General features: G+C 65.0%; 21 protein-coding genes. 19 read left to right on the top strand and 2 right to left on the bottom strand.

Annotated elements, in window-relative coordinates; genetic code table 11:
* Positions 1 to 73: 73 nt before the first annotated feature.
* Positions 74 to 1111 carry a LacI family DNA-binding transcriptional regulator gene (locus ABIE08_RS06195; protein WP_354549505.1) on the bottom strand — a complete coding sequence of 346 codons (1038 nt, stop codon included), beginning with the start codon at positions 1109 to 1111 and terminating at the stop codon, positions 74 to 76.
* 411 nt (positions 1112 to 1522) lie between these two features.
* Between ABIE08_RS06195 and ABIE08_RS06190 the strand changes: the two genes are divergently transcribed.
* The 16 genes from ABIE08_RS06190 to ABIE08_RS06115 all read left to right on the top strand — a co-directional run bounded on the left by ABIE08_RS06190 (position 1523) and on the right by ABIE08_RS06115 (position 19294).
* On the top strand, positions 1523 to 3151 hold the full coding sequence (locus ABIE08_RS06190) for an extracellular solute-binding protein (RefSeq protein WP_354549504.1): 1629 nt from the start codon (positions 1523 to 1525) through the stop codon (positions 3149 to 3151).
* Positions 3152 to 3462: 311 nt separating this feature from the next.
* Entirely contained in the window at positions 3463 to 4323 is an 861-nt protein-coding gene (locus tag ABIE08_RS06185; RefSeq protein ID WP_354549502.1) for a carbohydrate ABC transporter permease, read from the top strand.
* Positions 4320 to 5279: a carbohydrate ABC transporter permease gene (locus ABIE08_RS06180; protein WP_266332606.1), complete on the top strand. Its 960-nt coding sequence runs from the start codon at positions 4320 to 4322 to the stop codon at positions 5277 to 5279. Before ABIE08_RS06185 ends, ABIE08_RS06180 begins: the two co-directional genes overlap by 4 nt.
* A complete protein-coding gene (locus ABIE08_RS06175) occupies positions 5276 to 6367 on the top strand; it encodes an ABC transporter ATP-binding protein (RefSeq protein WP_354549500.1) in 1092 nt (363 codons plus the stop codon). The genes ABIE08_RS06180 and ABIE08_RS06175 overlap by 4 nt, the downstream gene beginning before the upstream one ends.
* A 2-nt stretch (positions 6368 to 6369) precedes the next feature.
* Positions 6370 to 7443 (top strand): ABC transporter ATP-binding protein, encoded by a 1074-nt coding sequence (locus tag ABIE08_RS06170; RefSeq protein WP_354549498.1) that lies wholly within the window; start codon positions 6370 to 6372, stop codon positions 7441 to 7443.
* 16 nt (positions 7444 to 7459) lie between these two features.
* Positions 7460 to 8548 (top strand): Gfo/Idh/MocA family protein, encoded by a 1089-nt coding sequence (locus tag ABIE08_RS06165; protein WP_354549496.1) that lies wholly within the window; start codon positions 7460 to 7462, stop codon positions 8546 to 8548.
* Positions 8549 to 8568: 20 nt separating this feature from the next.
* Positions 8569 to 9483, top strand: coding sequence for a sugar phosphate isomerase/epimerase family protein (locus ABIE08_RS06160; protein WP_354549494.1), 915 nt, complete (start codon positions 8569 to 8571; stop codon positions 9481 to 9483).
* Positions 9484 to 9644: 161 nt separating this feature from the next.
* Entirely contained in the window at positions 9645 to 10823 is a 1179-nt protein-coding gene (locus tag ABIE08_RS06155) for an aldose 1-epimerase family protein (protein WP_354549492.1), read from the top strand.
* Positions 10824 to 11000: 177 nt separating this feature from the next.
* Positions 11001 to 11753: an SDR family NAD(P)-dependent oxidoreductase gene (locus ABIE08_RS06150; protein ID WP_354549491.1), complete on the top strand. Its 753-nt coding sequence runs from the start codon at positions 11001 to 11003 to the stop codon at positions 11751 to 11753.
* Between the two features lie 139 nt (positions 11754 to 11892).
* The gene (locus tag ABIE08_RS06145; RefSeq protein ID WP_354549489.1) at positions 11893 to 13086 is read left to right on the top strand and encodes a CaiB/BaiF CoA transferase family protein; all 1194 of its coding nucleotides are present in this window, start codon (positions 11893 to 11895) and stop codon (positions 13084 to 13086) included.
* Positions 13083 to 13853, top strand: coding sequence for an enoyl-CoA hydratase/isomerase family protein (locus ABIE08_RS06140; RefSeq protein ID WP_354549487.1), 771 nt, complete (start codon positions 13083 to 13085; stop codon positions 13851 to 13853). Before ABIE08_RS06145 ends, ABIE08_RS06140 begins: the two co-directional genes overlap by 4 nt.
* Before the next feature lie 3 nt (positions 13854 to 13856).
* The gene (locus ABIE08_RS06135; protein ID WP_354549485.1) at positions 13857 to 14810 is read left to right on the top strand and encodes an ABC transporter permease; all 954 of its coding nucleotides are present in this window, start codon (positions 13857 to 13859) and stop codon (positions 14808 to 14810) included.
* A 49-nt stretch (positions 14811 to 14859) separates the two neighbouring features.
* Complete coding sequence (locus ABIE08_RS06130) at positions 14860 to 15861, top strand: sugar ABC transporter substrate-binding protein (RefSeq protein WP_354549483.1); 1002 nt, start codon at positions 14860 to 14862, stop codon at positions 15859 to 15861.
* Positions 15862 to 15937: 76 nt separating this feature from the next.
* Positions 15938 to 17428, top strand: coding sequence for a sugar ABC transporter ATP-binding protein (locus tag ABIE08_RS06125; protein WP_354549481.1), 1491 nt, complete (start codon positions 15938 to 15940; stop codon positions 17426 to 17428).
* Between the two features lie 174 nt (positions 17429 to 17602).
* Positions 17603 to 18538 (top strand): sensor domain-containing diguanylate cyclase, encoded by a 936-nt coding sequence (locus tag ABIE08_RS06120; RefSeq protein ID WP_354549479.1) that lies wholly within the window; start codon positions 17603 to 17605, stop codon positions 18536 to 18538.
* An 87-nt stretch (positions 18539 to 18625) separates the two neighbouring features.
* The gene (locus ABIE08_RS06115; RefSeq protein WP_354549477.1) at positions 18626 to 19294 is read left to right on the top strand and encodes an HAD family hydrolase; all 669 of its coding nucleotides are present in this window, start codon (positions 18626 to 18628) and stop codon (positions 19292 to 19294) included.
* 6 nt (positions 19295 to 19300) lie between these two features.
* On the opposite strand, the gene ABIE08_RS06110 is transcribed toward ABIE08_RS06115, so the two are convergent.
* Entirely contained in the window at positions 19301 to 20335 is a 1035-nt protein-coding gene (locus ABIE08_RS06110) for a LacI family DNA-binding transcriptional regulator (RefSeq protein WP_354549475.1), read from the bottom strand.
* Positions 20336 to 20697: 362 nt separating this feature from the next.
* Between ABIE08_RS06110 and ABIE08_RS06105 the strand changes: the two genes are divergently transcribed.
* The 3 genes from ABIE08_RS06105 (at position 20698) to ABIE08_RS06095 (ending at position 24055) form a co-directional block, all read left to right on the top strand.
* On the top strand, positions 20698 to 21429 hold the full coding sequence (locus ABIE08_RS06105; RefSeq protein ID WP_354549473.1) for an SDR family oxidoreductase: 732 nt from the start codon (positions 20698 to 20700) through the stop codon (positions 21427 to 21429).
* Between the two features lie 536 nt (positions 21430 to 21965).
* Positions 21966 to 22949: an ABC transporter substrate-binding protein gene (locus ABIE08_RS06100; protein WP_266332590.1), complete on the top strand. Its 984-nt coding sequence runs from the start codon at positions 21966 to 21968 to the stop codon at positions 22947 to 22949.
* 71 nt (positions 22950 to 23020) lie between these two features.
* On the top strand, positions 23021 to 24055 hold the full coding sequence (locus ABIE08_RS06095; protein WP_354549471.1) for an ABC transporter permease subunit: 1035 nt from the start codon (positions 23021 to 23023) through the stop codon (positions 24053 to 24055).
* The last annotated feature ends 2 nt before the right edge of the window (positions 24056 to 24057 follow it).

Genomic DNA, 24057 nt, shown 5'->3' with positions numbered 1-24057 from the left:
GCGTCCGGGATGACGGCGAGCGTGGGGAAAGGGCGAGAGGCGAGGCGGATCGGGCGCAGCGACGTCCAAATCCTCACACTTCCGGGATATTTTCCTTGAAGATCGCCTGCAGGCGGGTCGCCGGGCCTGAGGGGTTTTCCTCGCCGCGGGCTGCGCGGGCGAGGCGGTCGACGGCTTCGCGGGCTTCGACGCGCGGGTTCTGGTCAATCGCGGCGTCCATCGTGCCGGAGATGAGGAAGCGGCGCGTGTGCTCGGTCAGTTCGTGGCCGATGAAGACGACGGATTTTTCACGTCCCGCCTCCTGCAGCGCGCGCGAAATGCCGCGATTGCCGGCTCCGATATTGTAGATGCCGGCAAGGTCGGGATAGCGCGCGAGCAGCGCCACCGCCTCGCTATAGGCGCGCTCGGTATCGTCGCGGATCTCGCGCAATTCGACGATCGAGAGCCCCGGATATTCCTCGCGCAGCATGTGGCGAAACCCCATCTCGCGCTCTTCATGGCCGCGATAGGAGAGCGAACCGGCGAACAGGGCGACCTTGCCGGTCTCCGCCTTCATGAAGCGGCCGAGCAGATAGCCGGCGAGCCTTCCGGCGGCGCGGTTGTCGATGCCGACATAGCCGACGCGCGGCACGTGGCTGATGTCGGAGATCAGCGTCATGACCGGCACGCCGGATCCGGCGAGCGAACGGATCGCCTCGCGCACGACCGGATGGTCCAGCCCGATCAGGCCGACGCCCTGGCTCTTGCCGCGCAACGCTTCCAGCTTTTCGGCCAGCAGGACCGGCTCGAAGCCTTCGATCGAGTGGATGCGCAGATTGACGTCCGGGCGGACCGCGGCGGTGTCGGCGAAGCGCGCGGCGAGGTTGTTGATGAAGGTGTTGGTGCCGCCGGGCAGCACGATGTCGAGGTCGACGATGCCGCCGGGCAGGCTGGCGAGCGAGGCTGGCAGGACGGGGCGGGCCCCTTCCTCGACATAGCCGAGCTTTCCCGCGACCGTCAGCACGCGGTCGCGGGTGCGCTCCTTGACGCCATCGCGATTATTGAGGACGCGGTCGACCGTCGCGGTCGAAACCCCTGCCTCCCGTGCGATGTCCGCCAGCGTCGTCCGCATTCCGTGTGTCCGAGTCGTTTCAGGGCCGAAGACCTCGCAAGGTACGCCGTTTGCCCGGAGGACCGGAAGCGGCGGCAGCGTCGCGATGTCAAATGATGTCTTTGATGTAAAATGATGTCAATGAGGTATTTGATGGATTTTGCATGCCGCGCGGTGGCGTGGCCGAAGGATTCGCAAAGCGGACGTCCGATCGTGATTTCGCGCGGAATTACGCCGTTTTACGGGCATCTCTGCATCTATTGTCCTGTTCTCAAAGAGACTTGGCCGACTTGTGATGCTGCGACGCATCAAAAATGCCCAGCGAATATGATGCATTGCATCGCCTGTTGACATCGAAACAAATCAATATCAATCATCTCCGCCGATGTGACGGATCAGCGAATGATCCGCTTGTCCTTGGGAGGGGAAATCATGTCCACGCGCGGTTCTTCCGCCGGCTCGTCCGGCTTCACCCGCCGCCGTCTGCTGAAGACGGGCGGCTCGGCCTTTGCGCTCACGGCAGCGATCGGCATCGCGCCGAAGTTCCTGCGGCCGGCTTTCGCGGATACGGCGCTGTCGCCGGGCATGATCGGCGGCCCCACGGGCTTTCCCGGCGCCGAGCGCTACCAGTATGGCGCGGATACGCCGGAAGGCCGCGCCGTCGAGGGCATCAAGGCGCTCAAGGCCGCCGGCAAGGCGCCGAGCAAGATCGTGCTCGGCCTGTCGGACGGCTCGATCGGCCAGCTGACCAAGCCGTTCCCGGAAGGTGCGCCGTCGATCAAGGACCTTTGGGAGAAGGAAACCGGCGTCACGCTGGAGATCGTCGGCCAGCCCAACGGCCAGGAATTCACCAAGGCGATGCAGGACATCTCCACCCAGGGCGGCGCGTTCGACATCTACGCCGTCGAGTGGAACCGGCTGGGCGACCTCGCCGAGACCAATGGTCTCGTCAAGATGGACGATTTCGTCGCCCAGTATAAGCCGGAATGGGACAATCCCGAGCGCGGCTATCCTGGCGGCGATGCCGGCGTCAGCCTGTTCAACCGCTATCGCGGCTCCGTCTACGGCGTCTCGCTCGATGGCGATTACCAGTGCTGGGTCTACCGCACCGATCTGTTCGGCGACGCGGCCGAGCAGTCGGCCTTCAAGGACAAGTTCGGCTACGATCTGGCGCCGCCCACCACCTGGAAGCAGCACAGCGACATCGCCTCGCATTTCCACCGCCCGGACAAGGGCCTGTTCGGTTCGACCGACCTGCGCAACCAGGGCTGGGGCTACACCAACTGGTACCAGCGCTTCGTCTCGACCGCCTCGCCGAACCAGTTCCTGTTCGACGACAATGGCGCGCCGCTGATCAATTCGGCCAATGGCATCCTGGCGACGACCGAATATGTCGACAGCCTTGCCCATCATTCGCCGGACGCGATCTCCTGGGGCTGGCCGGAGCAGTATGGCAATTTCGGCAATGGCGGCGCGGCGATGACCTGCGCCTTCTCCAACCTGCCGAAGTTCCTCGACAACAAGGCCAATGAAGGCTCGAAGGTCACTGGCAAGATCGGCTCGATGCTGCCGCCCGGCCGCGTCATCGACGACAAGCTGGTCCGCCGCTCGGTGCTCTGGCTCAATCTCTCGGCCTCGATCTCGGCCCAGAGCCAGCATCCGGAAGCCTGCTACCTGCTGCTGCAGTGGCTCGGCTCCAGCCGGATCTATTCCTGGATGACGGCCAATCCGGGCGGCTATTTCGATCCGTTCCAGCTGGCGAACTTCGCCGATCCGCTCGTCCGCGAGACCTACCACGCCTACCACATGGACAATCTGCGCGAGGTCGTCGCGCGCACGGTCCCGACCATCAACTATCCGGGCGCAACCGCCTTCCACAACGCGCTCGACGAGAACCTCGTCGCCGCCTGCACCAAGTCGAAGACGCCGGAACAGGCGATGGCCGACACGGAGCGCGAATGGAAGCGGATTGCTCGCCGTATCGGCGAGGACAAGCTCCTCGACGCCATCCGCAGCAACAAGGCCTCGTGGCCGACGGTGCTCGATCCGGTCGTGACGTAGCCGAAAGAGGCGGAGACCCTCACCCCGACCCTCTCCCGCCAGCGGGAGAGGGGGCGCTTATCACAGGCCTCGAGGTCGATGCAGAGCGCCGGCGAAAAAGCCCTCTCCCTTTGGGAGAGGGTTGGGTGAGGGCCTTCGGTCACAGGCTGAGAATCCCCTTCACCTCTCCCATGGGGAGAGGTCGACGGCGAAGCCGGCGGGTGAGGGGGTAGGGAATTTTCCGGAGAGGACTCAACCCCTCACCCGGACCTGCGGTCCGACCTCTCCCCATGGGAGAGGTGAGGGCCGCTGCCGAGGAAACGAGTAGGCCGATGCGGCGTTCACCCGCCTTTGAAATCTTCCGTTATGCGGCGATCGCGCTTGCGCTCGCGCTGACGCTCTTGCCCATCCTCTGGATGGTGTCGATGGCTTTCAAGCCGATCCCGGAATGGTCGGCGACGGGCGCCGACCTGACCTGGATTCCGCGCGCGCCGACGCTGGATAATTTCCGCTTCGTCTTCGGCCAGAGCACCTCCGACCTGATCGTCGCGCTGGAGCGCACCGCCTGGCGGCCGATCCTGTCGTCGCTGCTCTCGGCCGTGTTCGGCACTGTTATCGCCATGGTCTGCGGCACCGCCGCCGCCTATGGCCTGTCGCGCTTCGGCTCGGGCAAGAACCTGCCACTGGCGCTGATCCAGCTGCGCCTGTTCCCGCCCATGGCGGTGATGATTCCGGTCATGATCATGTGGGCGTTTCTCGGCCTGATCGATACCTGGTGGGGCCTGGCGCTGATCTACGGCATCGTCACGCTGCCCTTCGCCTTCTGGCTGATGAAGACCTTCTTTGATGAAATGCCGCGCGAGATCGAGGAAGCAGCCCTCGTCGAAGGCTGCTCGCGCTTCCGCGTCTTCATGAAGATCACGTTGCCGGTGATGCGCGCGCCGCTCGCCTCCTCGGCGCTGCTCGTCTTCATCCTGAACTGGTCGGACTATCTGATCGCGCTGCTGCTCACGACCAAGAACTGGGTGACGATCCCGGTCTACATGGCCTCGCTCTCGTCCTCGATGACCGGCCAGCTCTATGGCGCCAAGGCAGCGCTGGGCCTGCTCGCGGCGATCCCGCCCGTCATCCTCGGCATCGCCATCCAGAAGCATCTGGTCCGCGGCCTGACCTTCGGAGCGCTGAAGCAATGAGCGCGACCGAAATCCTGCCGGGCGCCGCCGAAGCCGCGCCGCGCACCATCCCGCCGGTCGACCGGGAATCGCGTCGGCTCGGCTTCCGCCTGACCCTGCCGACCCAGCTGCTCGTGCTGTTCATCGCCGGCTTCCCGCTGCTGATGCAGCTCTATATCAGCCTCACCGACTGGTCGCCGCTCGATGGCGTCGGCTGGTGGAAGGCTTGGCAGTCCTGGAACAGCTTCGCCAACTACACCGACCTGCTCGAGGACCGGCGCTGGTGGGGCGCGCTCTGGCGCACCTTCATCATCATGCTCGTCTGCGTTCCGGCCGAGTTCCTGCTGGCGCTGGGCCTCGCCACGCTGTTCATGGACGACTTCCCCGGCAAGCGGGTCTTCTACTCGATCCTGCTGATGCCGATGATGGTCGTGCCCGCGGTCGCCGGCTACATGTTCTTCATGCTGTTCCAGTCGGGCGGGCCGTTCAACGGCATCCTCTCGGCGCTGTCCGGCATGGACATCAAGATTGCCTGGCTGTCCGATCCGACGCTGGCGCTGGTTGCCGTGATGATCGCCGACATCTGGCAGTGGACGCCGCTGATGTTCCTGATCCTGCTCGCCGGTCTGGTCGGCGTGCCGGAGGACCAGCTGAAGGCGGCGACCCTGCTCGGCGCCAACTGGCGGCAGCGCTTCTTCACGATCATGCTGCCGCGCATCAAGACGATCATGGTGATCGCGCTGGCGATCCGCGTCATCGAGATCTTCAAGATCTTCGACACGCTCTACATCATGACCGGCGGCGGCCCCGGCGTCGCGACCGAGACGATCTCCGTCTACATCTACAAGGTCACGACCCAGGACCTGATCTGGGGCTATGTCGCGGCCATCGCGCTCGTCATCCTGATCGCCCTTTCCGTCCTCGCCGTCTTCGCCATGAAGCGGATGGAAGCTGCCAAAAACGGGGGACGGGCATGACGACAATCCGTCTGGAAAACCTGGTGAAGCGCTTCGGCGATTTCACCGCGCTGAAGACCATGGATCTCGAGATCCGCGACGGCGAGTTCATGGCGCTGCTGGGGCCATCCGGCTGCGGCAAGTCGACGACCATGAACATGATCGCCGGCATGGAGGACCCCTCCGGCGGCCGCATCCTGTTCGACGGACGCGACATGAACGGCGTGCCGATGGGCAAGCGCGGCGTCGGTTTCGTGTTCCAGAACTACGCGATCTTCACCCATATGACGGTTCGCCAGAACCTCGCATATGGCCCGAAGATGCGCGGCATGAGCCGGGCGGAGATCGACCGGCGGGTGAAGAACATCGCCGATTTCCTGCAACTGACGCCGATGCTCGACCAGAAGAGCGCCAAGCTCTCGGTCAACATCCTGCAGCGCCTCGCCATCGGCCGCTCGGCCATCGTCGAGCCGGCGATCTTCCTGCTCGACGAGCCGCTGTCGAATGTCGACGCTGCCTTCCGCGCCGTGATGCGGACGGAGCTGAAGCATCTGCAGAAGCAGTTCAGGCAGACCATGGTCTATGTCACCCACGACCAGCTTGAGGCCATGACCATGGCCGACCGCATCGCGGTGATGGACCATGGCGTGCTGCAGCAGGTCGGCACCCCGCTCGAGGTCTACAACAACCCGGCCAACATCTTCGTGGCCAAGTTCATCGGCGCGCCCGGCATGAATTTGATCGCCGGCGAACTGGCTGAGACGGACCGCGGCCTGGCCGTCGATCTCGGTCCCTGGGGCGTCTCGCCGCCGCTGCCGGACGATCTCGCCGCGGCGGCGCGTGCTTCCGGCAGCCGGGCCGTGCAATACGGCTTCCGGCCGGAAGAGGCGACGCTTGGCCTTGAAGGGCAGGGGCTGCGCGCCCGCGTCACCTTCGTCGAGCGCATCGGCGCCCGCACCATCGTCCATGTCGAAAGCGGCCAGTCGGTCAAGATCGTGACCGAGAACGATGTCGGCTTTTCCATCGGCGACGTCGTCTCGATCGTTCCGGCGCCGGCAGCGGTCCGCCTGTTTGACGCCGCTTCCACCGCCGCGATCCGGGGAGGCTGAGCATGGCCGAGATCACCTTCGACAACGTCTCGAAGCGCTATGGCGACACGCTGGCGCTCGACCGCGCCTCCTTCACCATCCGCGACAACGAGTTCTTCTGCTTCTTCGGCCCGCCATCCTCCGGCAAGACGACGATTTTGCGCCTGATCCTCGGGCTGGAGACGCCGGACGAGGGCGAGATCCTCATCGGCGGCAAGCGCGTCAACGCCGTGTCGCCGGCCGAGCGCAACGTCGCCATGGTGTTCCAGAACCTGGCGCTGTTTCCGCACATGACCGCGCGCGAGAACATCCGCTTTCCGCTGGTTGAGCGGAAGGTGCCGGAGGCGCAGATCGCGGCCAAGCTCGCCGCCGTCGCCGAGAAGCTCCATATCGGCCACATCCTGCATAAGCCGCCCGCGCAGCTTTCCGGTGGCGAGCGCCAGCGCGTGGCAATCGCCCGCGCCCTGGTCCGCGACCCTGCCGCCTATCTGATGGACGACCCGATCTCGGCGCTGGACGCCCGGCTGCGCGAGGAAACCCGCGTCGAGCTGAAGCGCCTGCAGCAGGAGCTCGGCCACACGCTGGTCTATGTCACCCACGACCAGGAAGAGGCGATGTCGGTCGCCGATCGGATGGCGATCCTCGATGCTGGCGTTATCCGCCAGGTCGATACGCCGCGCGCGATCTATGATCGTCCGGCAAGCCGCTATGTCGCCAGCCTCGTCGGCGCTCCGACGATCAATCTGCTCGCCGGAACGGCCGATACGGTTAACGGAAGGCTAACAGCGGCGGAGGGTGTTATCCGCCTGCCGCTCGCTGCCGTGCCGGACCGCACGGCCGCCTTCGGCATCCGCCCCGAAAGCCTGAAGCTCGCGCCCTGGCGCGAAGGCGACGGCGCCGCGGCGACGATCTTCGAGGTCGAGCCGCTCGGAGGCTTCACCGTAGTGACGCTGACCGCCGGGGAGGAGCGCCTGCGGGCGTTGCTGCGTGGCCAGCCGAAATACGCGGCGGACGAGAAGATCACCCTCTCGGTCGATCCGGCCGACATCCACTTTTTCGCCGCGGACGGGACTGCCGTTCCTCGCGTGAACCCCTAAGCAGACGGAGGAAATGATGGCTGATTCCAAGGGCTTCTCGCCGGATCCGGAGATCCGGGTCAACGATCTCCGGATCGGCGCCATCGGCGCCGGCATGATCATGGCCGAATGCCATCTGGCCGCCTATCAGGAGGCCGGCTTCCCGGTCGTGGCGATCGCGTCGCGCACCAAGGCCAACGCCGCCAAGGTGGCGACACGCTGGTCGATCCCGACCGTGCATGAGACGCCAGAAGCGCTGATCGAAGACGAAAACGTCGAGATCCTCGACCTCGCCTTTCCCCCCGACCAACAGCCGGCTTTGATCCGCCATGCGCTGAAGCAGAAGCATATCAAGGGGATCCTGGCGCAGAAGCCGCTGGCGCTGACGCTGGAAGACGCCATCGCGCTGCGTGACGAGGCCAAGGCCGCTGGCAAGATCCTCTCCGTCAACCAGAACATGCGCTACGACCAGTCCATGCGCGTGCTGAAGCAGATCCTCGACAAGGGGGAACTGGGCACGCCGGTCATCGCCACGATCGAGATGCGCGCCATCCCGCACTGGCAGACTTTCCTGGAGGAGTATGACCGGCTGACGCTCTCGAACATGAGCGTGCATCACCTTGATGTACTTCGCTTTCTGTTCGGTGAGGTCGACGAGATCTACACCGCCGCCCGCACCGATCCGCGCACGAAATTCGAGCACACGGACGGCATCACCGCCTCGACGATCAAGTTCGAGTCCGGCGTGATGGCCGTGTCGCTGGAGGACGTTTGGTCCGGCCCGCGCGGAGAGGGCTTCGACTCCGACATCTACATCAAGTGGCGGGTCGAGGGCACCGATGGCGTCGCCCAGGGCACGATCGGCTGGCCGACCGGCGCCGCGTCGACGCTGACCTATGCCTCGAAGACCACGACCGGCGGCAAGTGGGTCACGCCGGAATGGGACACGATGTGGTTCCCGCACGCCTTCAAGGGCGTGATGGAGCAGCTGCAATATGCGGTGAAGACGGGCGATGCGCCCGCGCTCACCGTCGCCGACAACGTCAAGACCGTGGCGCTGATTGAGGCGGGCTACCGCTCGATCGCCGAGGGTCGCGCCGTCAAGCTTTCCGAAATCACTATCTGAATTCCAGGGAGGAACTCATCATGATGCAGTCTGGCATTTTCACCGGCTATTTCCCCTATGGCCTTGAAGAGACGGCCAAAAAGATCCGCGCGCACGGCTTCAACACCGTCCAGCTCGATCTCCATTTCAAGGATATCGACCTCGGCGCCGGCCAGATCACCAAGGAGAAGGCCAAGAAGGTTCGCGATACGTTCCGCGACAACGACCTGCCGATTTCGTGCATCTCCGGCTACACCAACATCATCCATCCGGACCTCGCCCACCGCGAGGCCAATGTTGAGCGCCTGAAGGAAATCATCCGCAACGCCCGCGACCTCGGCTCGCCCTACGTCATCTCCGAAACCGGTACCTACAATACCGAGAGCGAATGGATGAGCGATCCGAAGAACAAGTCGGAAGAAGGCTTTGAGATGTGCCGCGCGGTGATCGCGGAACTGGCGCAGGAAGCCTATGACCATGGCTCGATGTTCCTGCTCGAAACCTATGTGAACAACGTCGTCGGCTCGGTCGAGGAGACGGTCCGCATGTTCGCGCAGGTCGATCATCCGGGCCTCGGCCTGCTGATGGATCCGACGAACTACTTCGAGGATCACAACATCGACAGCATGGACAAGGTGCTGAACCAGGTGTTCGACACGCTTGCCGACAAGATCAAGATCGCACACGCCAAGGACGTTGCCCGCGCCGGCGACGACAAGAGCGAGAAGCACGCCGATATCGGCGATGACGACGCGCTCGCCTCGCACACCTTCCGCGGCGTCGGCGAAATGGTCCTGAACGCACCGGGCACCGGCTCGCTCAATTACGACCTGTATCTCCAGCGCCTGTCGGAAAAGCACCCGAACATCCCGGTCATCATCGAGCATCTGTCGGAAGACGATGTTCCGCGCGCGAAGAAGTTCCTCGACGACAAGTTCCGCGCGAACGGACTGTAAGACCCTCACCCGGCCTCTCCCGCCAGCGGGAGAGGGGCGCTCCCATGAGGCCGCGAGGTCGATGGAAGAGCGCTGGCAGAATGACCCTCTCCCGCTGGCGGGAGAGGGTTGGGTGAGGGACTTCTTCGCCCTTCACGAAACAGGACAATCAGGACACGACCATGGTGCAACTTTTCGGGCGGACTTTTTCGCGGCGCGAACTGGCGGAGCATTCCGGTATGCTGTCGCAATTCGCCGGCGTCCGGCTGACGACGCTCGGCGACGGTGTCGAACGCGGCATTCGCATGCTCGAATTCCGCACCGGGTCCGGCCTGCGCTTCACCGTGCTGGTCGATCGCGCGATGGATATCGCCGATCTCGATTATCAGGGAACCTCGATCGGCTGGCATTCGCCCGCCGGATTCCGCAATGCGTTCCTGCATGAATATGAGGGCGAGGGCGGCCTCGGCTGGATGCGCTCCTTCTCCGGCCTGCTGGTGACCTGCGGTCTCGACCACATCCTGTTCATGCACGAGGCGCCGGCCGACAGCTATGTCTACGGCCCGCGCAAGACCGTGAAGCACTCGCTGCATGGCCGCGTCGGCACCATCCCGGCCCGGCTCACCGGCTATGGCGAGGCCTGGGACGGCGACGAATGCACGCTGTGGGCGGAAGGCGTGGTGCAGCAATCGACGGTTTTCGGCGAGGACCTGCACCTGATCCGCCGCATCGAGGCCCAGGTCGGCTCCAGCGAGATCAAGCTCACCGACCGCGTCGTCAATCACGGTTTCTACAAGACGCCGCACATGTACTGCTACCACATCAATCCGGCCGCGCCGCTGCTGGAAGAGGGCGCCCAGTACGTCGCGCCGATCGAGGAGGTGGTCTGGGCCGCCCATGCCGGCGCGGACTACCGCAAGCAGGGCGTTGGCTATCGCACCCTGCCGGCGCCGCAGAAGAACTTCCATGAACAGGTCTGGCAGCACGAGATGAAGGCCGACGCCAACGGCCTCGTGCCGGTGGCGCTCGTCAACGATCGCCTCGGCCTCGCCTTCGAGGTCGAAACCCGCAAGGACCAGTTCCCCTGCCAGTTTGAATGGCAGAACCTGCAGGCCGGCCAGTACGCCATCGGTCTGGAGCCCTCGACCAACCATGTGCTGGGTCAGACCTATGCCCGCGAACACAACGAGCTGATCTGGCTCGAGCACGGCGACGAGCGCCGCTACGACACGACGTTCCGCATTCATGCCGGAAAGGACGCGACGGCCGCGCTCGAGCAGCGCATCGCCGGGCTCGCCGTGCAGCCGACGGACGAATATCCGACGCCTACGGGCCATCATCGACCGATCCGGGGGCGGTGATATGCGCTTCTGGCTGTCGCTCCCAACTCGCCGTCATCCCTGCGAAAGCGGGGATCCATTCCGCCGCGCATCCGGGAATCCGGCGCCTCTCCTGTCGGCGATACGGCTGAATGGATCCCGGGTCGCGCTGCGCTTGCCCGGGATGACGGCAGAATTCGGGATCTTTGGAACTGACAAATGACCATTCAGAACAAGACCATCCTCTACACCGGCGCCGCAGGCGGTCTCGGGCTGCCGGCGACGCTGGCATTCCTGGAAGCGGGCGCCACCGTCGTCGCCATCGACAATGATCCGGCCAAGGGTGAGGCCCTGAAGGCAGCCGCCGGCGAGCGCGGCCTCGACAGGCTGGTTTTCAAGGCGCTCGATCTGTCCGATCTCGCCGGGCTGCGGACGGCGCTCGAAGCGCTCTCGGCCGAGGTCGGCGGCTTCGACATCGTCATCAACAATGCCGCGATCTATCCGTCGAAGCCGTTCGAGGAATACACGATCGAGGAGCACCAGGCGGTCCAGCGCATCAATGTCGATGCCGGCATCGTCTGCGTACAGGTCGCGCTGCCCTCGATGCGGGCGAAGGGTTTCGGCCGCATCATCAACATCGCCAGCGTCACGCTTTCGGGCGGCTGGGCCAACCTGTCGCCCTACATCCAGTCGAAGGGCGCTCTGGTCGGACTGACGCGGGCGTGGGCGCGCGAGTTCGGCCCCTATGGCGTCACGGTCAATGCGATCTCGCCCGGCGCCTTCCCGACCGACGCGGAAAAGATCCATCCCGATCCCGAGGGCTACAATCGCCATGTGCTGGACCGGCAGGCAGTCAAGCGCCGGGGCGAGCCGGCCGATATCGCCAACGCACTGATCTTTTTCGCCTCCGAAAACTCCGGCTTCGTCACCGGCCAGACGCTCAACGTCGATGGCGGCTGGTGGATGACGTGATCCATTCGCATGCGCGCCGCCGTCATCCCGGGCGGAGCGAAGCGGAGACCCGGGATCCATGCGGCCTCCTCCAATAGGCTGAATGGATCGCTGCTTTCGCAGGGATGACGGATTGTTCGGATCTTTGAGGTTTTAGAAAATGGGCATTCTTTCCGGGTACCGCGTACTCGATTGCTCGATCGCCATGGCCGGGCCGTTCGCGGCGCAGCGTCTGGGTGATCTCGGCGCCGATGTCGTCAAGGTCGAGCCGATCAACGGCGAGTGGCAGCGCCATGTCGCGGCTGGCGGCGCGCGGGGCAACAAGGTCAACGTCTCGTTCCTGTCGCTCAACCGCAACAAGCGCTCGCTCGCCATCGACCTGAAGAACCCCGACGGCAAGGCGATGCTGCTCGAACTGGTGAAGACGGCTGACGTCTTCCTGCAAAACTATCGCCCCGGCGTCGCCAAGCGCCTGGGCGTCGACTACGAGAGCCTGTCCAAGATCAACCCGAAGCTGATCTATGTCTCGATCTCGGGCTATGGCGAGGACGGCCCGTATCTGAACCGCCCGGGCCAGGATCTGGTGCTGCAGGGCATGTCCGGCGCGATGCTTTCGGCCGGCCGCGAGGGCGAGCCGCCGACCCCCGCCGGCCAGTATCTGGTCGATGCGATCACGGCCTACACCGCCTTCGAGGGCGCGCTGGCAGCACTTCTGCATCGCGAGCGGACGGGCGAGGGCCAACTGGTCCAGGTCAACATGCTGGATGCCATCACCACGATCCAGATGCAGGAGCTTTCGGTCTTCACCGTCGCCGGCAAGCCGCAGACCCGGTCGGCCGAGCCGCATGCGCATGTCTATATCCGCGCGCCCTACGGGGCGTTCGCGACCACCGACGGCTTCATCATCGTCTCGTTCCCGAAGCTCGCCACGCTCGGCGCGGTGATCGGCGAGGACAGCTTCCTCACCATGGACGACGAGGTCGACACCTGGGAGAAGCGCGACGAGATCTTCGCCAAGACGCGCGAGAAGCTGAAGACGAAGTCCTCGGCCGAATGGCTGGAACTGCTGCGCGCAGCGGATATCTGGTGCGGCCCGGTCTATGGCTATGCCGACCTCGTCGAGGACGAGCAGATCAAGCACAACGGCACCTTCGTCGAATATGACCATCCCACCGAAGGCCATGTGAAGACGCCGGGCTTCGCGATCAAGTTCTCCAAGACGCCCTCGACCGTCGAGCGCGGCGCGCCGCTGACCGGCGAGCATACGCGGGCCGTGCTTCGGGAAGCCGGCCTGGACGAGGCTGCGATCAACGATCTGCTCGCCAAGGGCGCCGTCAGTGAGGGCTCGGCATGACCGACGACATCCTCTTCACCGTCGACGGCCATGTCGCGACCATCACCCTCAACCGGCCGGCCAAGCTCAATGCCGTCACGCCGGAAATGTCGAAGGCGATCGTCGCCGCCGTGCAGGAATGCAATGACAGCGACACGATCCGTGTCGTCATCGTCACCGGCGCGGGGGAGCGGGCATTCTGTGCCGGCTCCGACATCAAGGAACTCGACACCTATGCCTCGCCCTGGCAGTTCCGCAATCGCGCCGATTACTGCGACGCGATCCGCAAGCTGCTGAAGCCGACCATCGCGGCGGTCAACGGCTATGCCTTTGGCGGCGGGCTGGAAACGTCGCTCTCCTGCGACATCCGCATTGCTTCCGACAACGCGCAGTTCGCCGCCCCGGAAATAAAACTCGGCTGGATCGGCGGTGGCGGCATGGCGACCTTCCTCGCGCATTCGGTTGGCCCATCCAATGCGGCATTGATGATCATGACCGGCGATCCGATCCCGGCCGAAAAGGCGCTGGCCTGGGGGCTGGTGTCGGAAGTCGTGCCACAGGCCGATCTTCTCGCCCGGGCACGCGCCATCGCCGACGTGATCGCCAGCCGGGCGCCGATCGCGGCCGAAACGGCGAAGCTCAACCTGCAGGCGGCGTTCACCATGCCGCAGGAGCAGGCGATCCACTACGAGCGCGACCTGCAGACCATCTGCTTCGCCACCGAAGACGCCGCCGAAGGCCGCGCCGCCTTCAAGGAAAAGCGCCAGCCCACCTTCAAGAGACGCTGATCCATGAACGCTGCCACCGTCATCCGTTTCGTGCGGACGCGCCGCGAGGCGACCGTTCTCGCGATGCTCATCCTCGTCTTTCTCGGGCTGACCTTCACGAGCGAGTTCTTCCTGACTGGGCGCAACCTCTCCAATGTGGCGCGCCAGATCTCCGTGGTCGGCATCGTCGCGCTGGGCCAGGCGCTGGTGATCATCGCCGGCGGCATCGATTTGTCCGTCGGTTCGGTGATCGGCCTTTCGGCCGTCACCGGGGCGATCGTGTCGGCGACCACCGGAATGCCGTCGCTTGGCATTGTCGGCGCGATCGGCATCGGCATGGCGATCGGCTTCACCAATGGCGTGCTGATCACCAAGCTCCGGATCAACCCGTTCATCACCACGCTCGGCACGCTGTCGATCGCGCGCGGCGCGGCGCTGCTGATCACCAATGGCAATCCGCAGCGCTTCGACAACTGGGCGGCGTTTCTGGGCTACGGCAAGATCGGCGGGTTGCCGGTGCAGTTCATCCTGCTGGTGGCGCTGACGATCCTCGTCTGGCTGTTCGCGACGCGAACGCGCTGGGGTCGCAATGTCTATGCGGTCGGCGACAACGCCCGCGCCGCGCGCCTTGCCGGCATCGACGTGGCGAAGACGCGGATCCTGGTCTTCACCGTCTCGGGCAGCCTCGCCGGTCTGGGCGGCCTGCTGCTCGGCGGCATGCTGACCAATGCCAACCCCAATCTCGGCCTCGGCTACGAGCTCGACGTCATCGCCGCAGTTATCCTCGGCGGCGTCGCGCTGGCCGGAGGGCGCGGCTCGATCGGCGGCGTCGTCATCGGCGCGGCGCTGATCGGCCTGCTCCGCAACGCGTTCGTCCTGCTCAACGTCTCCGGCTACTGGCAGACCATCACCATCGGTCTGGTCGTCATCCTCGCCGTCGGCGCGGACAGCCTGAACCGCCGCAGCGAAGAAGACTGAGGCGGTCCGAACGGCCGCCCCACTACCAAGCTCAACTCTGGAGGAAACCATGACCACATTCGATCGCCGCCGCTTCCTGATGCTCTCGGCAGCCGGCCTGGCGCTGCCGCTCGTGCCGGGATTCGCCCTGGCCGAGGCTGCGCTCTCCGAAGGCGCCAAGGCCGTTGGCGGCACCGTCGCCGCCCAGGGCCCGGCGCCCAAGCCGCTGCGCCTCGCTGTACTCTCGTTCCAGGGCTCGTCCTTTTGGGAAGCGGCAGACAAGGGCATCGCCGCCGCCACCGAATATCTGAAGCCGCTCAACACCACCGTCGACTACATCCAGCTCGGCACCGGTCTTACGGCCGAGGTGATGGTCGCCGGCATCGATGGCGCGCTGACCAAGCAGTATGACGGCATCGCTGCCGTGCCGATCTTCGATGGCACCGTCGCCAAGGTGAACGAGGTCGTCGCCGAGGGCGTGCCGTTCATCTCCTTCATCGCCGACTCCGCCGAAAAGTCGAACCGCAACGTCTCGATCGGCATGCTCGCTTATGACGCCGGCGCCAAGGCTGGTGAATTCATCGCCAAGCAGACCGGCGGCAAGGGCAAGATCGCCGTCATCACCGGCTATCTGGGCGCCGCCCAGCACGACGCCCGCATGAACGGCGCGCTCGATCTGCTGAAGAAGAGCTACCCCGACATCACCATTGTCGGTCCGTTCGAATGCAAGGACGACGACGCTACCGCCTATTCGCAAGCGACCGACGTCATGACGTCCAACCCCGACCTGTCGATCCTCTATGTCACGGCCGGCGGTTCGGAAGCGGCGGCCAAGGCCGTGCGCGACGCCAAGGCGACCGGCAAAGTCGGCGTCGTCGGCTATGACGACCTGCCGGAGAAGCAGCAGTACAAGGACGGCGGCGAGATCCTCGCGCTGATCGACCAGGCGCCGGCGCGCCAGGCCTTCGACAGCCTCGTCATGCTGCACAACATGATCGCCTTCGGCGCGACCTATCCGGCCGATATCGCCGTCGACGCGCCGGTGGCGCTCGGCAAGGGCGCCAAGCCGTAAATCCAGCGCGTCCCGCGACCCTGAAAATACCTCTCCCGCAAGCGGGGGAGGCCCCGTCTCCGGATTCGAGAACCCTATGACCGATTGTCTTCTTTCCGCCCGCGGCATCGCCAAGTCCTTCGACCAGAACCGAGTCCTGCATGGAGTCGATTTTGATATCTCGGCCGGGCAGGTGGTTGCTCTTCTGGGCGAGAACGGCGCCGGCAAGTCGACCTTCGTCAATATCCTGTCGGGTGCATTGCCGCGCGATGCCGGCACGATCCTGTGGAACGGCGTGGAGACGGTGTTCCGCGATACGCGCTCGGCGCTCGACGCCGGCATCATCCACATCCATCAGGAACTGTCGCTGATCTCGTCGCTTTCGGTGATGGAGAACCTGTTCATTGGCGATTACAGGACCGGCAGGTCCGGCGTCATCGATCGCAAGGCACTGGCCGCCAAGGCGCGCGAACTTCTGGCCCGGGTCGGCGCCGCGCATATCGATCCGCGTGTCGAGGCCGGCTCGCTGTCGACGGCCGAGCAGCAGATCGTCGAGATCGCCAAGGCGCTGGCGCGCAATGCCCGGCTGCTGATCCTGGACGAGCCGACCGCCTCGCTGACCCCGCATGAGGCCGAGGCATTGTTCGCCATCGTGCGCGACCTGCGCGCCCATGGCGTCGCCATCATTTTCATCAGCCACCGCTTCGACGAGGTATTTGCGATTTCCGACCGTGTCGTCGTGCTGCGTGACGGCCGGGTGGTTGGCGACCGTCCGGTGGGCGAGACGACGCGGGCCGGCATCATCGCGGACATGACCGGCCGCGCCTTCACCTTCGATGCGCTGGACAAGCCGACCATTGCGGCCGGGGCGCCGGTGCGCCTGAAGGCCGAGGCGATCGCGGACAAGGGGCGCGTCGGGCCGATCTCCTTCGCGCTGCGCAAGGGCGAAATTCTCGGGATCTTTGGACTGGTCGGCGCCGGCCGGACCGAATTGCTCGAACTTCTCTGCGGCATTCGGCCGCTCGCCGCGGGCACGATCACCCGGCCGGACGGGATCGTGCCCGTCAATTCGACGCAAGCCTGGCAGGGCGGACTGGCGCTGCTGCCGGAGGGACGCAAGACCAACGGCATCCTGCCGAGCCTCTCGCTGGCGGAGAATGTCGCCGTCGCCCGGCGCCAGAAGCAGGGCGCCATCCTCGATCTCGCCGGCGAGAAATCCCTGTTCGCCCGGTTCCGCGATGCGCTGGGCATTGTCAGCGAAGGGCCGCAGCAGCCGGTTCGCCGCCTGTCGGGCGGCAATCAGCAGAAGGTCATCTTCGCCCGCTGCCTCGCTTCCGAGCCGGAGATCCTGTTCCTGGACGAGCCGACGCATGGCGTCGACGTCCGTACCAAGGCCGACATCTACAAGCAGATCCAGGATCTGGCGAAGAAGGGGATGAGCGTCATTTTCGTCTCGTCCGAACTGCCGGAAGTCCTGGCCCTTGCCTCGACCGTGATGGTGCTGTCGCGCGGCCGGCAGACTCTGCTCGCGGCCAATGATGGCCTCACCGAGAACGACGTGCTCACCGCCGCCTTCGCCCAGGCCTGATAGGAGGAGACCCCGCGCCGACCTTCCAACCGCCACCCCACCGTCCAGCGCCCGGCGTCGCCGAAGCGGCGCTGGAACCGTATTGCCAGTTCCGCTATTTTCGCGCGATAGGTTTGCGGGTTGAGAGCCGGCCTCCTCAAGAGCGGCCGATTGCGGAGCGGTGGAGACGTTGGCTTGGACGTGAGTTTCGGTTCGCGGATTGCGCAGCTCTATGACGCGTCGGACGTGCTGGTCGCGGTCTATGACGGATTCGATCGCATCCGCTATGCCAATCGCGCCTTTCGCTCCGCCTATTTCATCGAGCCCGAGGAATCTCCGACCTGGGCCGAAGTCATGCGCCGCAACCATGCGCTCGGCCGGGGCACGGTGCTGTGTGTTCCCGATTTCGATGTCTGGCTGAGCTCGACGATATCGCGTCGTGGCAAGACCGGTTTCCGGGCTTTCGAGACCGACCTGCATGACGGACGGTGGCTCTGGATGACGGAGACGGTCGAAAGCGAAGGCTGGATGCTCTGCGTCGCCAGCGACATTACCGGTCTCCGCGTGGAAGAGCGCGAGATCCGCCTGGACCGGGATCTGGCGATCAAGGCTTCCTATACCGACGACCTGACGGGCGTTGCCAACCGGCGCTTCCTGACGGCCCGGATCGAGCAGGTTCTCGTCGATCACCGGACCATCGGGCGCATGGGGTGTCTCGCCGTCATCGACCTCGACAATTTCAAGCTGGTCAATGACCGCTTCGGCCATCAGATGGGCGATCTGGTGCTGCAGGATTTCGCCAAGCTGATCCAGGGCCAGTTGCGTCGTTCGGATTCGTTCGGCCGGATGGGCGGCGAGGAGTTTGCTCTCACCTTCCCGGACACCTCGCTGGACCATGCGCATCTGATCCTGGAGCGCATGCTGGCCGTGGTCCGCCTGTCGCGGCCGCTGGTCCAGGATCCCGACTTCTCCTATACCTTCTCCGCCGGCATCACCGCCAGCCGGCCCGGCGAGGCGCTCAGCGATTTCTACCGCCGCGCCGACGAGGCGCTCTACCGGGCCAAGGTCTCGGGCCGCAATCACGTGCAGGCCTTTGCCGATCCGGTCGGCATGGCCGCCGACGTGGGATGACAGCGCGACGCCCGGCACTCCGTCCATCTTCCCGCCGAAGTAATTTGGCCAAAGGCCATCCCCCGATGCGATCTGGAGCGCGTTCTCATGTCCGGTGTTCTTCTGTTCGACCTTGATGGCACGCTGCTCGACATCGATCATCTGCACTACGAAGCCTGGCGGCAGCAGGTGGCGATCCACGGGGTGGAGCTCGATCAGCATCGCTACCGGACGCAGGTGATGGGGTTTCCGAACCACACCATCCTGGCCGATCTCGTGCCGGGGCTCTCGTCCGAACAGGGCGCGGCGCTGGTGGAGGCGAAGGAAGTGCTGTTCCGCTCCCTGGCCACCGATCTCGTGCCGGCTGCGGGGCTGGTCGACTTTCTTGACTGGGCCGACGGGTTGGGCACGCGCTACGGCGTGGTCACCAATGCGCCACGTCCCAATGCCGAGCAGGAACTCGCCGGGATCGGCATGGCCAAGCGCTTCGAGACTGTCGTCATCGGCGACGAACTTGCCCATGCCAAGCCGCACCCGCTGCCTTATCTCACCGGGCTGGACCGTCTGGGCGGGACCGCGGCGAACAGCGTCGCCTTCGAGGATTCGATTTCCGGCATTCGCGCCGCGCTGGCGGCCGGGCTCGCGGTGGTCGGCCTGACGACCGGGCTTTCGGCCGAGCGGCTGATCGCGGAGGGCGCCGGGCTTGCCGTGCCGCATTTCGACGATCCGCGTCTCAGGCCGTTCGTCGCCGCCTGCCTGGAGAGCGTGCCGGCCTGACCGAGGTCAGGCGGAAGCGCGCATGACCAGCTTGCCTTCCAGCCGCACCTGCTGCGGTTCGGGGTTGCCGCCGCCATCCTCGCTCTCGACCCGGTCGAGCAGGATCGCGACGGCGGATTGCGCCAGCCGGTCGAAATCCTGCGCCACGGTGGTCAGGGGCGGGCAGCCATAGCGGCTGTGCGGCTGGTCGTCATGGCCGGCAATGCGGATATCGCAGCCGGGCTCGCGACCGATGCGCAGGCCATGCTGGAACACCGCCGCCATGACGCCGACGGCGCAGCGGTCATTGGCGCAGAGCACCGTCCGGGTCGGAAAGCCGTTCCCCTCCAGCACACGCCGCGTCTGCTCGAAGGCGATGTCTTCGAAGCGCCAGTCGTTTTTCTGCGACACGGCAACGATCTCGGGCCTCAGGCCCAGGCGTTCCATCGTGGCGACATAGGCCTGCTTGCGCTCCGGGCCGTTCTGGTTGACGGCCGGCATGTCGAAATAGGTGGGGGGCTCGCCACTGCGGCAGAGATATTCCGTGATCAAGGGCACGCTCTGGAAATTGTCGGTGCCCACGAACGGGGTTTCCTCGTCGAGGCTCGAATCCAGAAACACCATCGGGATGCGCGCGCGCAGGCTGCGCATCAGCTGCCGGTCGGAATGAACGCCGAGCGGGGCGACGATGGCGCCGGCGATCTTGAGCGAAAGCAGCGTCTCGATCGAGCGCGCTTCCAGCTGTGAGTCGCCGCGCGAGGAAAGCACGATCGCGAGATAGCCGCGCTCGACGCAGCGCATCTCGATCCGCCGCACCAGTTCGGAAAAGAATGTGTCGGCCGTATCCGGCACGATCAGCCCGACGATTTTCGGGCGCTTCTTGTTCAGGTTTACCGCGAAGAGGTTGGGCCGGTATTCGTACTGGGCCAGCGCCTTCTCGATCTTGGCGCGGGTCGATTTGCGGACGCTGTCGGGGTCGTTGAAATATTTGGATACGGTCGGTCGCGAGATGCCGCTCAGCTCCGAGAACTCCGCCATGTTCTTGATCGTGCGATCGGTCATTCCTGCTCTTTCAAACCCGGGCCTCGGCTGGCGATGGAGCCATTACGCGGTCCCAGGAGCCGAAGCTACGGTTCCCTAGCGGTATGCGCCGTGCTTTTCCGGCCGTTTGGGTCATTTCGGCAGCGGATCGCGACGGTAAAGCTAACACAATGTTTTACGCGTGCAAATTTCCACGTTGACGTGGTCGGGCGGAATGCTAGCCTTCGTGCAGGAGGCAGTTGGAGAGTCCGGGAGGACGCCGGCGACGACGGAGGTCGTTCTCGGCGCGGGCCACCAACAGGAAACTATTCAGCGACGAAGCGCCAGCCGGCCCGGAACGTGTTCCGGCCGGTGACGATGTCGCATGGCCGGGGAGGGTCTGCATGAGCCGTGATCTCAAGGGAAAAGTCGCGCTGGTGACGGGAGCAAGCTCCGGCATCGGGCGTGCCATGGCGCGCATGCTGGCCGGTGAGGGCGTGCGCCTGGCGCTGGTCGGGCGCTCGAAGGAACGGCTGCAGGCGGTTCGCGACGAATTTCCTGATGTTGAAGCACTGGTCATCGCCGCCGACCTGACCAAGCCGGCCGAGGTCGAGCGCACCATCGCGGAGACGGTGGCCGGGCTCGGACCGATCGATATCCTGCTCGCCAATGCCGGCCTCTATCTCACCGGCGATCTGGTGGACGGAGACCCCGACGATTTCGACGAAGTGATCGGCGTCAACATCAACGCTGTGTTCCGCGCCGTGCGCGCGGTGCTTCCGTCCATGATCGAGCGGCGGGCGGGCGACATCATCGTCACCAGTTCGGTCGCCGGCCATCAGGCCATTCCGTGGGAGCCAGTCTACAGCGCCACCAAGCACGCGGTGCAGGCCTTCGTGCATGGCGTCCGGCGACAGGTCGCGCCGCATGGCGTTCGTGTCGGCGCGGTGGCGCCCGGTGTCGTGCTCAACGAATTATGGGGGTATTCCGACCCGGCCGTGATCGCCGCCAAGGCGGCGGCCCGCGAGGGGCTTCTGTCCGAGGACATCGCCGACGCGGTGCTGTTCATGCTGACGCGGCCTGCCAACGTGACCATCCGCGATCTGGTGATCCTGCCGCAGAACCAGGACATCTGAACCGGCTTATTCGGAGCCGGGTGATGCCTCGCCGGGCTGGCTCGGCAACGCGGAAGGATCGGATTCTGCATCCGGACCGCTCCGTGGGCGCCCTCAAAACGAGAAGAAGCGCCGCTTCTTCTTGATTGTGCCCCAGCGGCATCCGAGCAAACTTGGCTTACGTAAAATATCGGATTGACGTTGCCGAAGGCCGCCTCTAGGCTCCAGTCAACAAGAAGAAGTGGGAGGGCTTGGCTCGGCAGGGCCACTAGCCGGATTTGTCAGGATAGACTTGGCGCGCTCGTGCATCGAGCGTGATCGGCGTGCCTATGTCTTATCATCTCCGAATCTGGTGATGCTTTATCTTGCCGATTTCGCCAATCCTCTTGAATTCGACTTCGGGCGCCGGAACCGGCGCCATGTCCCATCAAGGCCGGACGGCGCCAGGCGGCGCCGCTGCGCGCCGCGACCATCCGTTCGAACAGCCTCACAGAAAGGCTTCGTCGGGTGAACCACCGTTGCTCGGCAACAGATTCAAATCAAAACGAGGGAACGCCATGAAGAAGATTGTTACTGCTCTCGCGGCTCTGGCAGTCGGGGCTACCGTCCTGACCAGCTCGATCGCGGCCCAGGCCCAGGACAAGAAGTTCACCGTCGCCCTGATCCCGGGCATCACCACGGACGGCTTCTACATCACCATGCGCAAGGGCGCCGAAGCCGCGGCCAAGGCCGTGGGTGTCGACCTGGTCTTCCAGGGCGCCCCCGAATTCAACCCGGTGCTGCAGGTTCCGGTGCTGGATGCCATCATCGCCCGCAAGCCGGACGCGATCCTGATCGCCCCGACCGACAAGGTTCAGCTGGTCGAGCCGCTCAAGAAGGCGCATGCCGCCGGCATTCCGGTCATCACCGTCGACACCTTCATCGGAACCGGCAACTACCAGACCGGCGCCGGCGAGGCCGATTTCCCGCTGTCCTACATCGCTTCCGACAACGTGCTGGGCGGCCGCATCGCGGCGCGCGCGCTCGCCAAGTCGATCGGCGAAAAGGGCAAGGTCTATGTCTCGAACGTCAAGCCGGGCGTCTCGACCACCGACCAGCGTGAAGAAGGCTTCAAGGACGAGCTGAAGAACTTCCCGAATATCGAAGTTCTTGAGACCCAGTTCAACGACAACGATTCCAACAAGGCCGCCTCGCAGCTGCAGGCCGTCTTCGCCCGTAACCCTGATCTCGCCGGCATCTTCGGCGCCAACCTGTTCTCGGCCATCGGCGCTGCCAATGGCGTTCAGCAGGCCGGCCAGTCCGGCAAGGTCAAGGTCGTCGCCTTCGACGCACCGCCCTCGATCGTCGACAACATCAAGACCGGCCTGATCGATATCGCCATCGCCCAGCATCCGGCTGAAATCGGCTATTACGGCCTGATCTCCGCCTTCGCCCATCTCACCGGTCAGTCGATCCCCGTTTCCATCGGCACCGGCTTCACCGTGATGGACAAGGACAACGTCGACAAGCCCGAGATCGCGCAGTTCATCTACAAGGATTGAGCCGCCGGCGCCGCCGGGCCAGTGGTCCGGCGGCGCTCCCTCTGTCTTCGATACCTGTTACGGAGTGGCGCATGTCCGCCCAAACGTCTACGGAATCGCGCGCGGACCCTGCCAAGTCCCGTTCCCGCCAGCTGATCCTGCGGATCGCGGCGATGCGCGCCTGGTTGTTCCTGGCCATTCTTCTGATATTCTTCGAGACCTGGTCCCGCATCAGCTACGGCCAGACATTCCTGTTCTCGAGCTATAACGCGCAGTCGATCGCGATCTTCGCGGTGGCGCCGCTGCTTCTGGCCCTCGGCTCGACCTTCGTCATCATTTCCGGCGGCATCGATCTCTCGATCGGCTTCATCATGGGCCTCGCCGCCGTCATCGCGGCGCACGCCACTAATCTGGCCGGCCAGTCGCTGCCGCCCTTTGCCGCCATGCTCGTCGGCATCACCGCAGGCCTCGTGGTCGCGCTGGGGCCGGGCCTGGTCAACGGCGTGCTGATTTCCAAGCTGAAGGTCCCCCCCTTCATCGGAACGCTCGGCATGTTCGGCGTGGCGCGCGGCGTCGCCTTCCTGCTCGCCGGCGGCACGACTGTGCCGGTCTCCAACAGCTGGTTCGCCTCGCTCGGCAATGGCCGCGTGCTGGGCTTCCCGGTTGTCGTGATCATCACCATCCTGTTCGTGCTGCTGATGCACTATCTGCTGTCGCAGACCCGCTTCGGCCAGCACACCTACGCCATCGGCGCCAACGAGCAGGCGGCGATCCGTTCCGGCATCAACGTGCCGCGCCATATCCGCAAGCTCTACCTGCTCTCCGCCTTCTGCGCGGGCATTGGCGGCGTGCTCTATGCGGCGCGTTTCACGGCCGGCGCGGCCCAGGCCGGCGAACCGCTGCTGCTCGACTCGATCGCCGCAGTGGTGATTGGCGGCGCCAGCCTGTTCGGCGGCTCCGGCACCATTCTCGGCACGGTGGCGGGCGCGCTCGTGATCGCGGTGATCCAGTACGGCCTCGTCTTCATCAATGTCGAACCGTTCTGGCAGTTCGTCGCCGTCGGCGTCGTCATCATCATCTCGGTGCTCGTCGACCAGACGCAGCGCAAGCTCGGTGGGGATCGTTAGTG

It is taken from the genome of Kaistia defluvii (assembly GCF_040548815.1).
GTDB classification, from domain to species: Bacteria; Pseudomonadota; Alphaproteobacteria; order Rhizobiales; family Kaistiaceae; genus Kaistia; species Kaistia defluvii_A.
The sequence above is the reverse complement of the archived record's forward strand: the minus strand, read 5'-3'. Positions and strand labels throughout refer to the sequence as shown.

What these genes read in the sequence shown, in the direction of transcription:
- ABIE08_RS06195 (WP_354549505.1), bottom strand. Translation starts at nt 1,111, where the DNA reads ATGCGGACGACGCTGGCGGACATCGCACGGGAGGCAGGGGTTTCGACC.
- ABIE08_RS06190 (WP_354549504.1), top strand. Translation starts at nt 1,523, where the DNA reads ATGTCCACGCGCGGTTCTTCCGCCGGCTCGTCCGGCTTCACCCGCCGC.
- ABIE08_RS06185 (WP_354549502.1), top strand. Translation starts at nt 3,463, where the DNA reads ATGCGGCGTTCACCCGCCTTTGAAATCTTCCGTTATGCGGCGATCGCG.
- ABIE08_RS06180 (WP_266332606.1), top strand. Translation starts at nt 4,320, where the DNA reads ATGAGCGCGACCGAAATCCTGCCGGGCGCCGCCGAAGCCGCGCCGCGC.
- ABIE08_RS06175 (WP_354549500.1), top strand. Translation starts at nt 5,276, where the DNA reads ATGACGACAATCCGTCTGGAAAACCTGGTGAAGCGCTTCGGCGATTTC.
- ABIE08_RS06170 (WP_354549498.1), top strand. Translation starts at nt 6,370, where the DNA reads ATGGCCGAGATCACCTTCGACAACGTCTCGAAGCGCTATGGCGACACG.
- ABIE08_RS06165 (WP_354549496.1), top strand. Translation starts at nt 7,460, where the DNA reads ATGGCTGATTCCAAGGGCTTCTCGCCGGATCCGGAGATCCGGGTCAAC.
- ABIE08_RS06160 (WP_354549494.1), top strand. Translation starts at nt 8,569, where the DNA reads ATGATGCAGTCTGGCATTTTCACCGGCTATTTCCCCTATGGCCTTGAA.
- ABIE08_RS06155 (WP_354549492.1), top strand. Translation starts at nt 9,645, where the DNA reads ATGGTGCAACTTTTCGGGCGGACTTTTTCGCGGCGCGAACTGGCGGAG.
- ABIE08_RS06150 (WP_354549491.1), top strand. Translation starts at nt 11,001, where the DNA reads ATGACCATTCAGAACAAGACCATCCTCTACACCGGCGCCGCAGGCGGT.
- ABIE08_RS06145 (WP_354549489.1), top strand. Translation starts at nt 11,893, where the DNA reads ATGGGCATTCTTTCCGGGTACCGCGTACTCGATTGCTCGATCGCCATG.
- ABIE08_RS06140 (WP_354549487.1), top strand. Translation starts at nt 13,083, where the DNA reads ATGACCGACGACATCCTCTTCACCGTCGACGGCCATGTCGCGACCATC.
- ABIE08_RS06135 (WP_354549485.1), top strand. Translation starts at nt 13,857, where the DNA reads ATGAACGCTGCCACCGTCATCCGTTTCGTGCGGACGCGCCGCGAGGCG.
- ABIE08_RS06130 (WP_354549483.1), top strand. Translation starts at nt 14,860, where the DNA reads ATGACCACATTCGATCGCCGCCGCTTCCTGATGCTCTCGGCAGCCGGC.
- ABIE08_RS06125 (WP_354549481.1), top strand. Translation starts at nt 15,938, where the DNA reads ATGACCGATTGTCTTCTTTCCGCCCGCGGCATCGCCAAGTCCTTCGAC.
- ABIE08_RS06115 (WP_354549477.1), top strand. Translation starts at nt 18,626, where the DNA reads ATGTCCGGTGTTCTTCTGTTCGACCTTGATGGCACGCTGCTCGACATC.
- ABIE08_RS06110 (WP_354549475.1), bottom strand. Translation starts at nt 20,335, where the DNA reads ATGACCGATCGCACGATCAAGAACATGGCGGAGTTCTCGGAGCTGAGC.
- ABIE08_RS06105 (WP_354549473.1), top strand. Translation starts at nt 20,698, where the DNA reads ATGAGCCGTGATCTCAAGGGAAAAGTCGCGCTGGTGACGGGAGCAAGC.
- ABIE08_RS06100 (WP_266332590.1), top strand. Translation starts at nt 21,966, where the DNA reads ATGAAGAAGATTGTTACTGCTCTCGCGGCTCTGGCAGTCGGGGCTACC.
- ABIE08_RS06095 (WP_354549471.1), top strand. Translation starts at nt 23,021, where the DNA reads ATGTCCGCCCAAACGTCTACGGAATCGCGCGCGGACCCTGCCAAGTCC.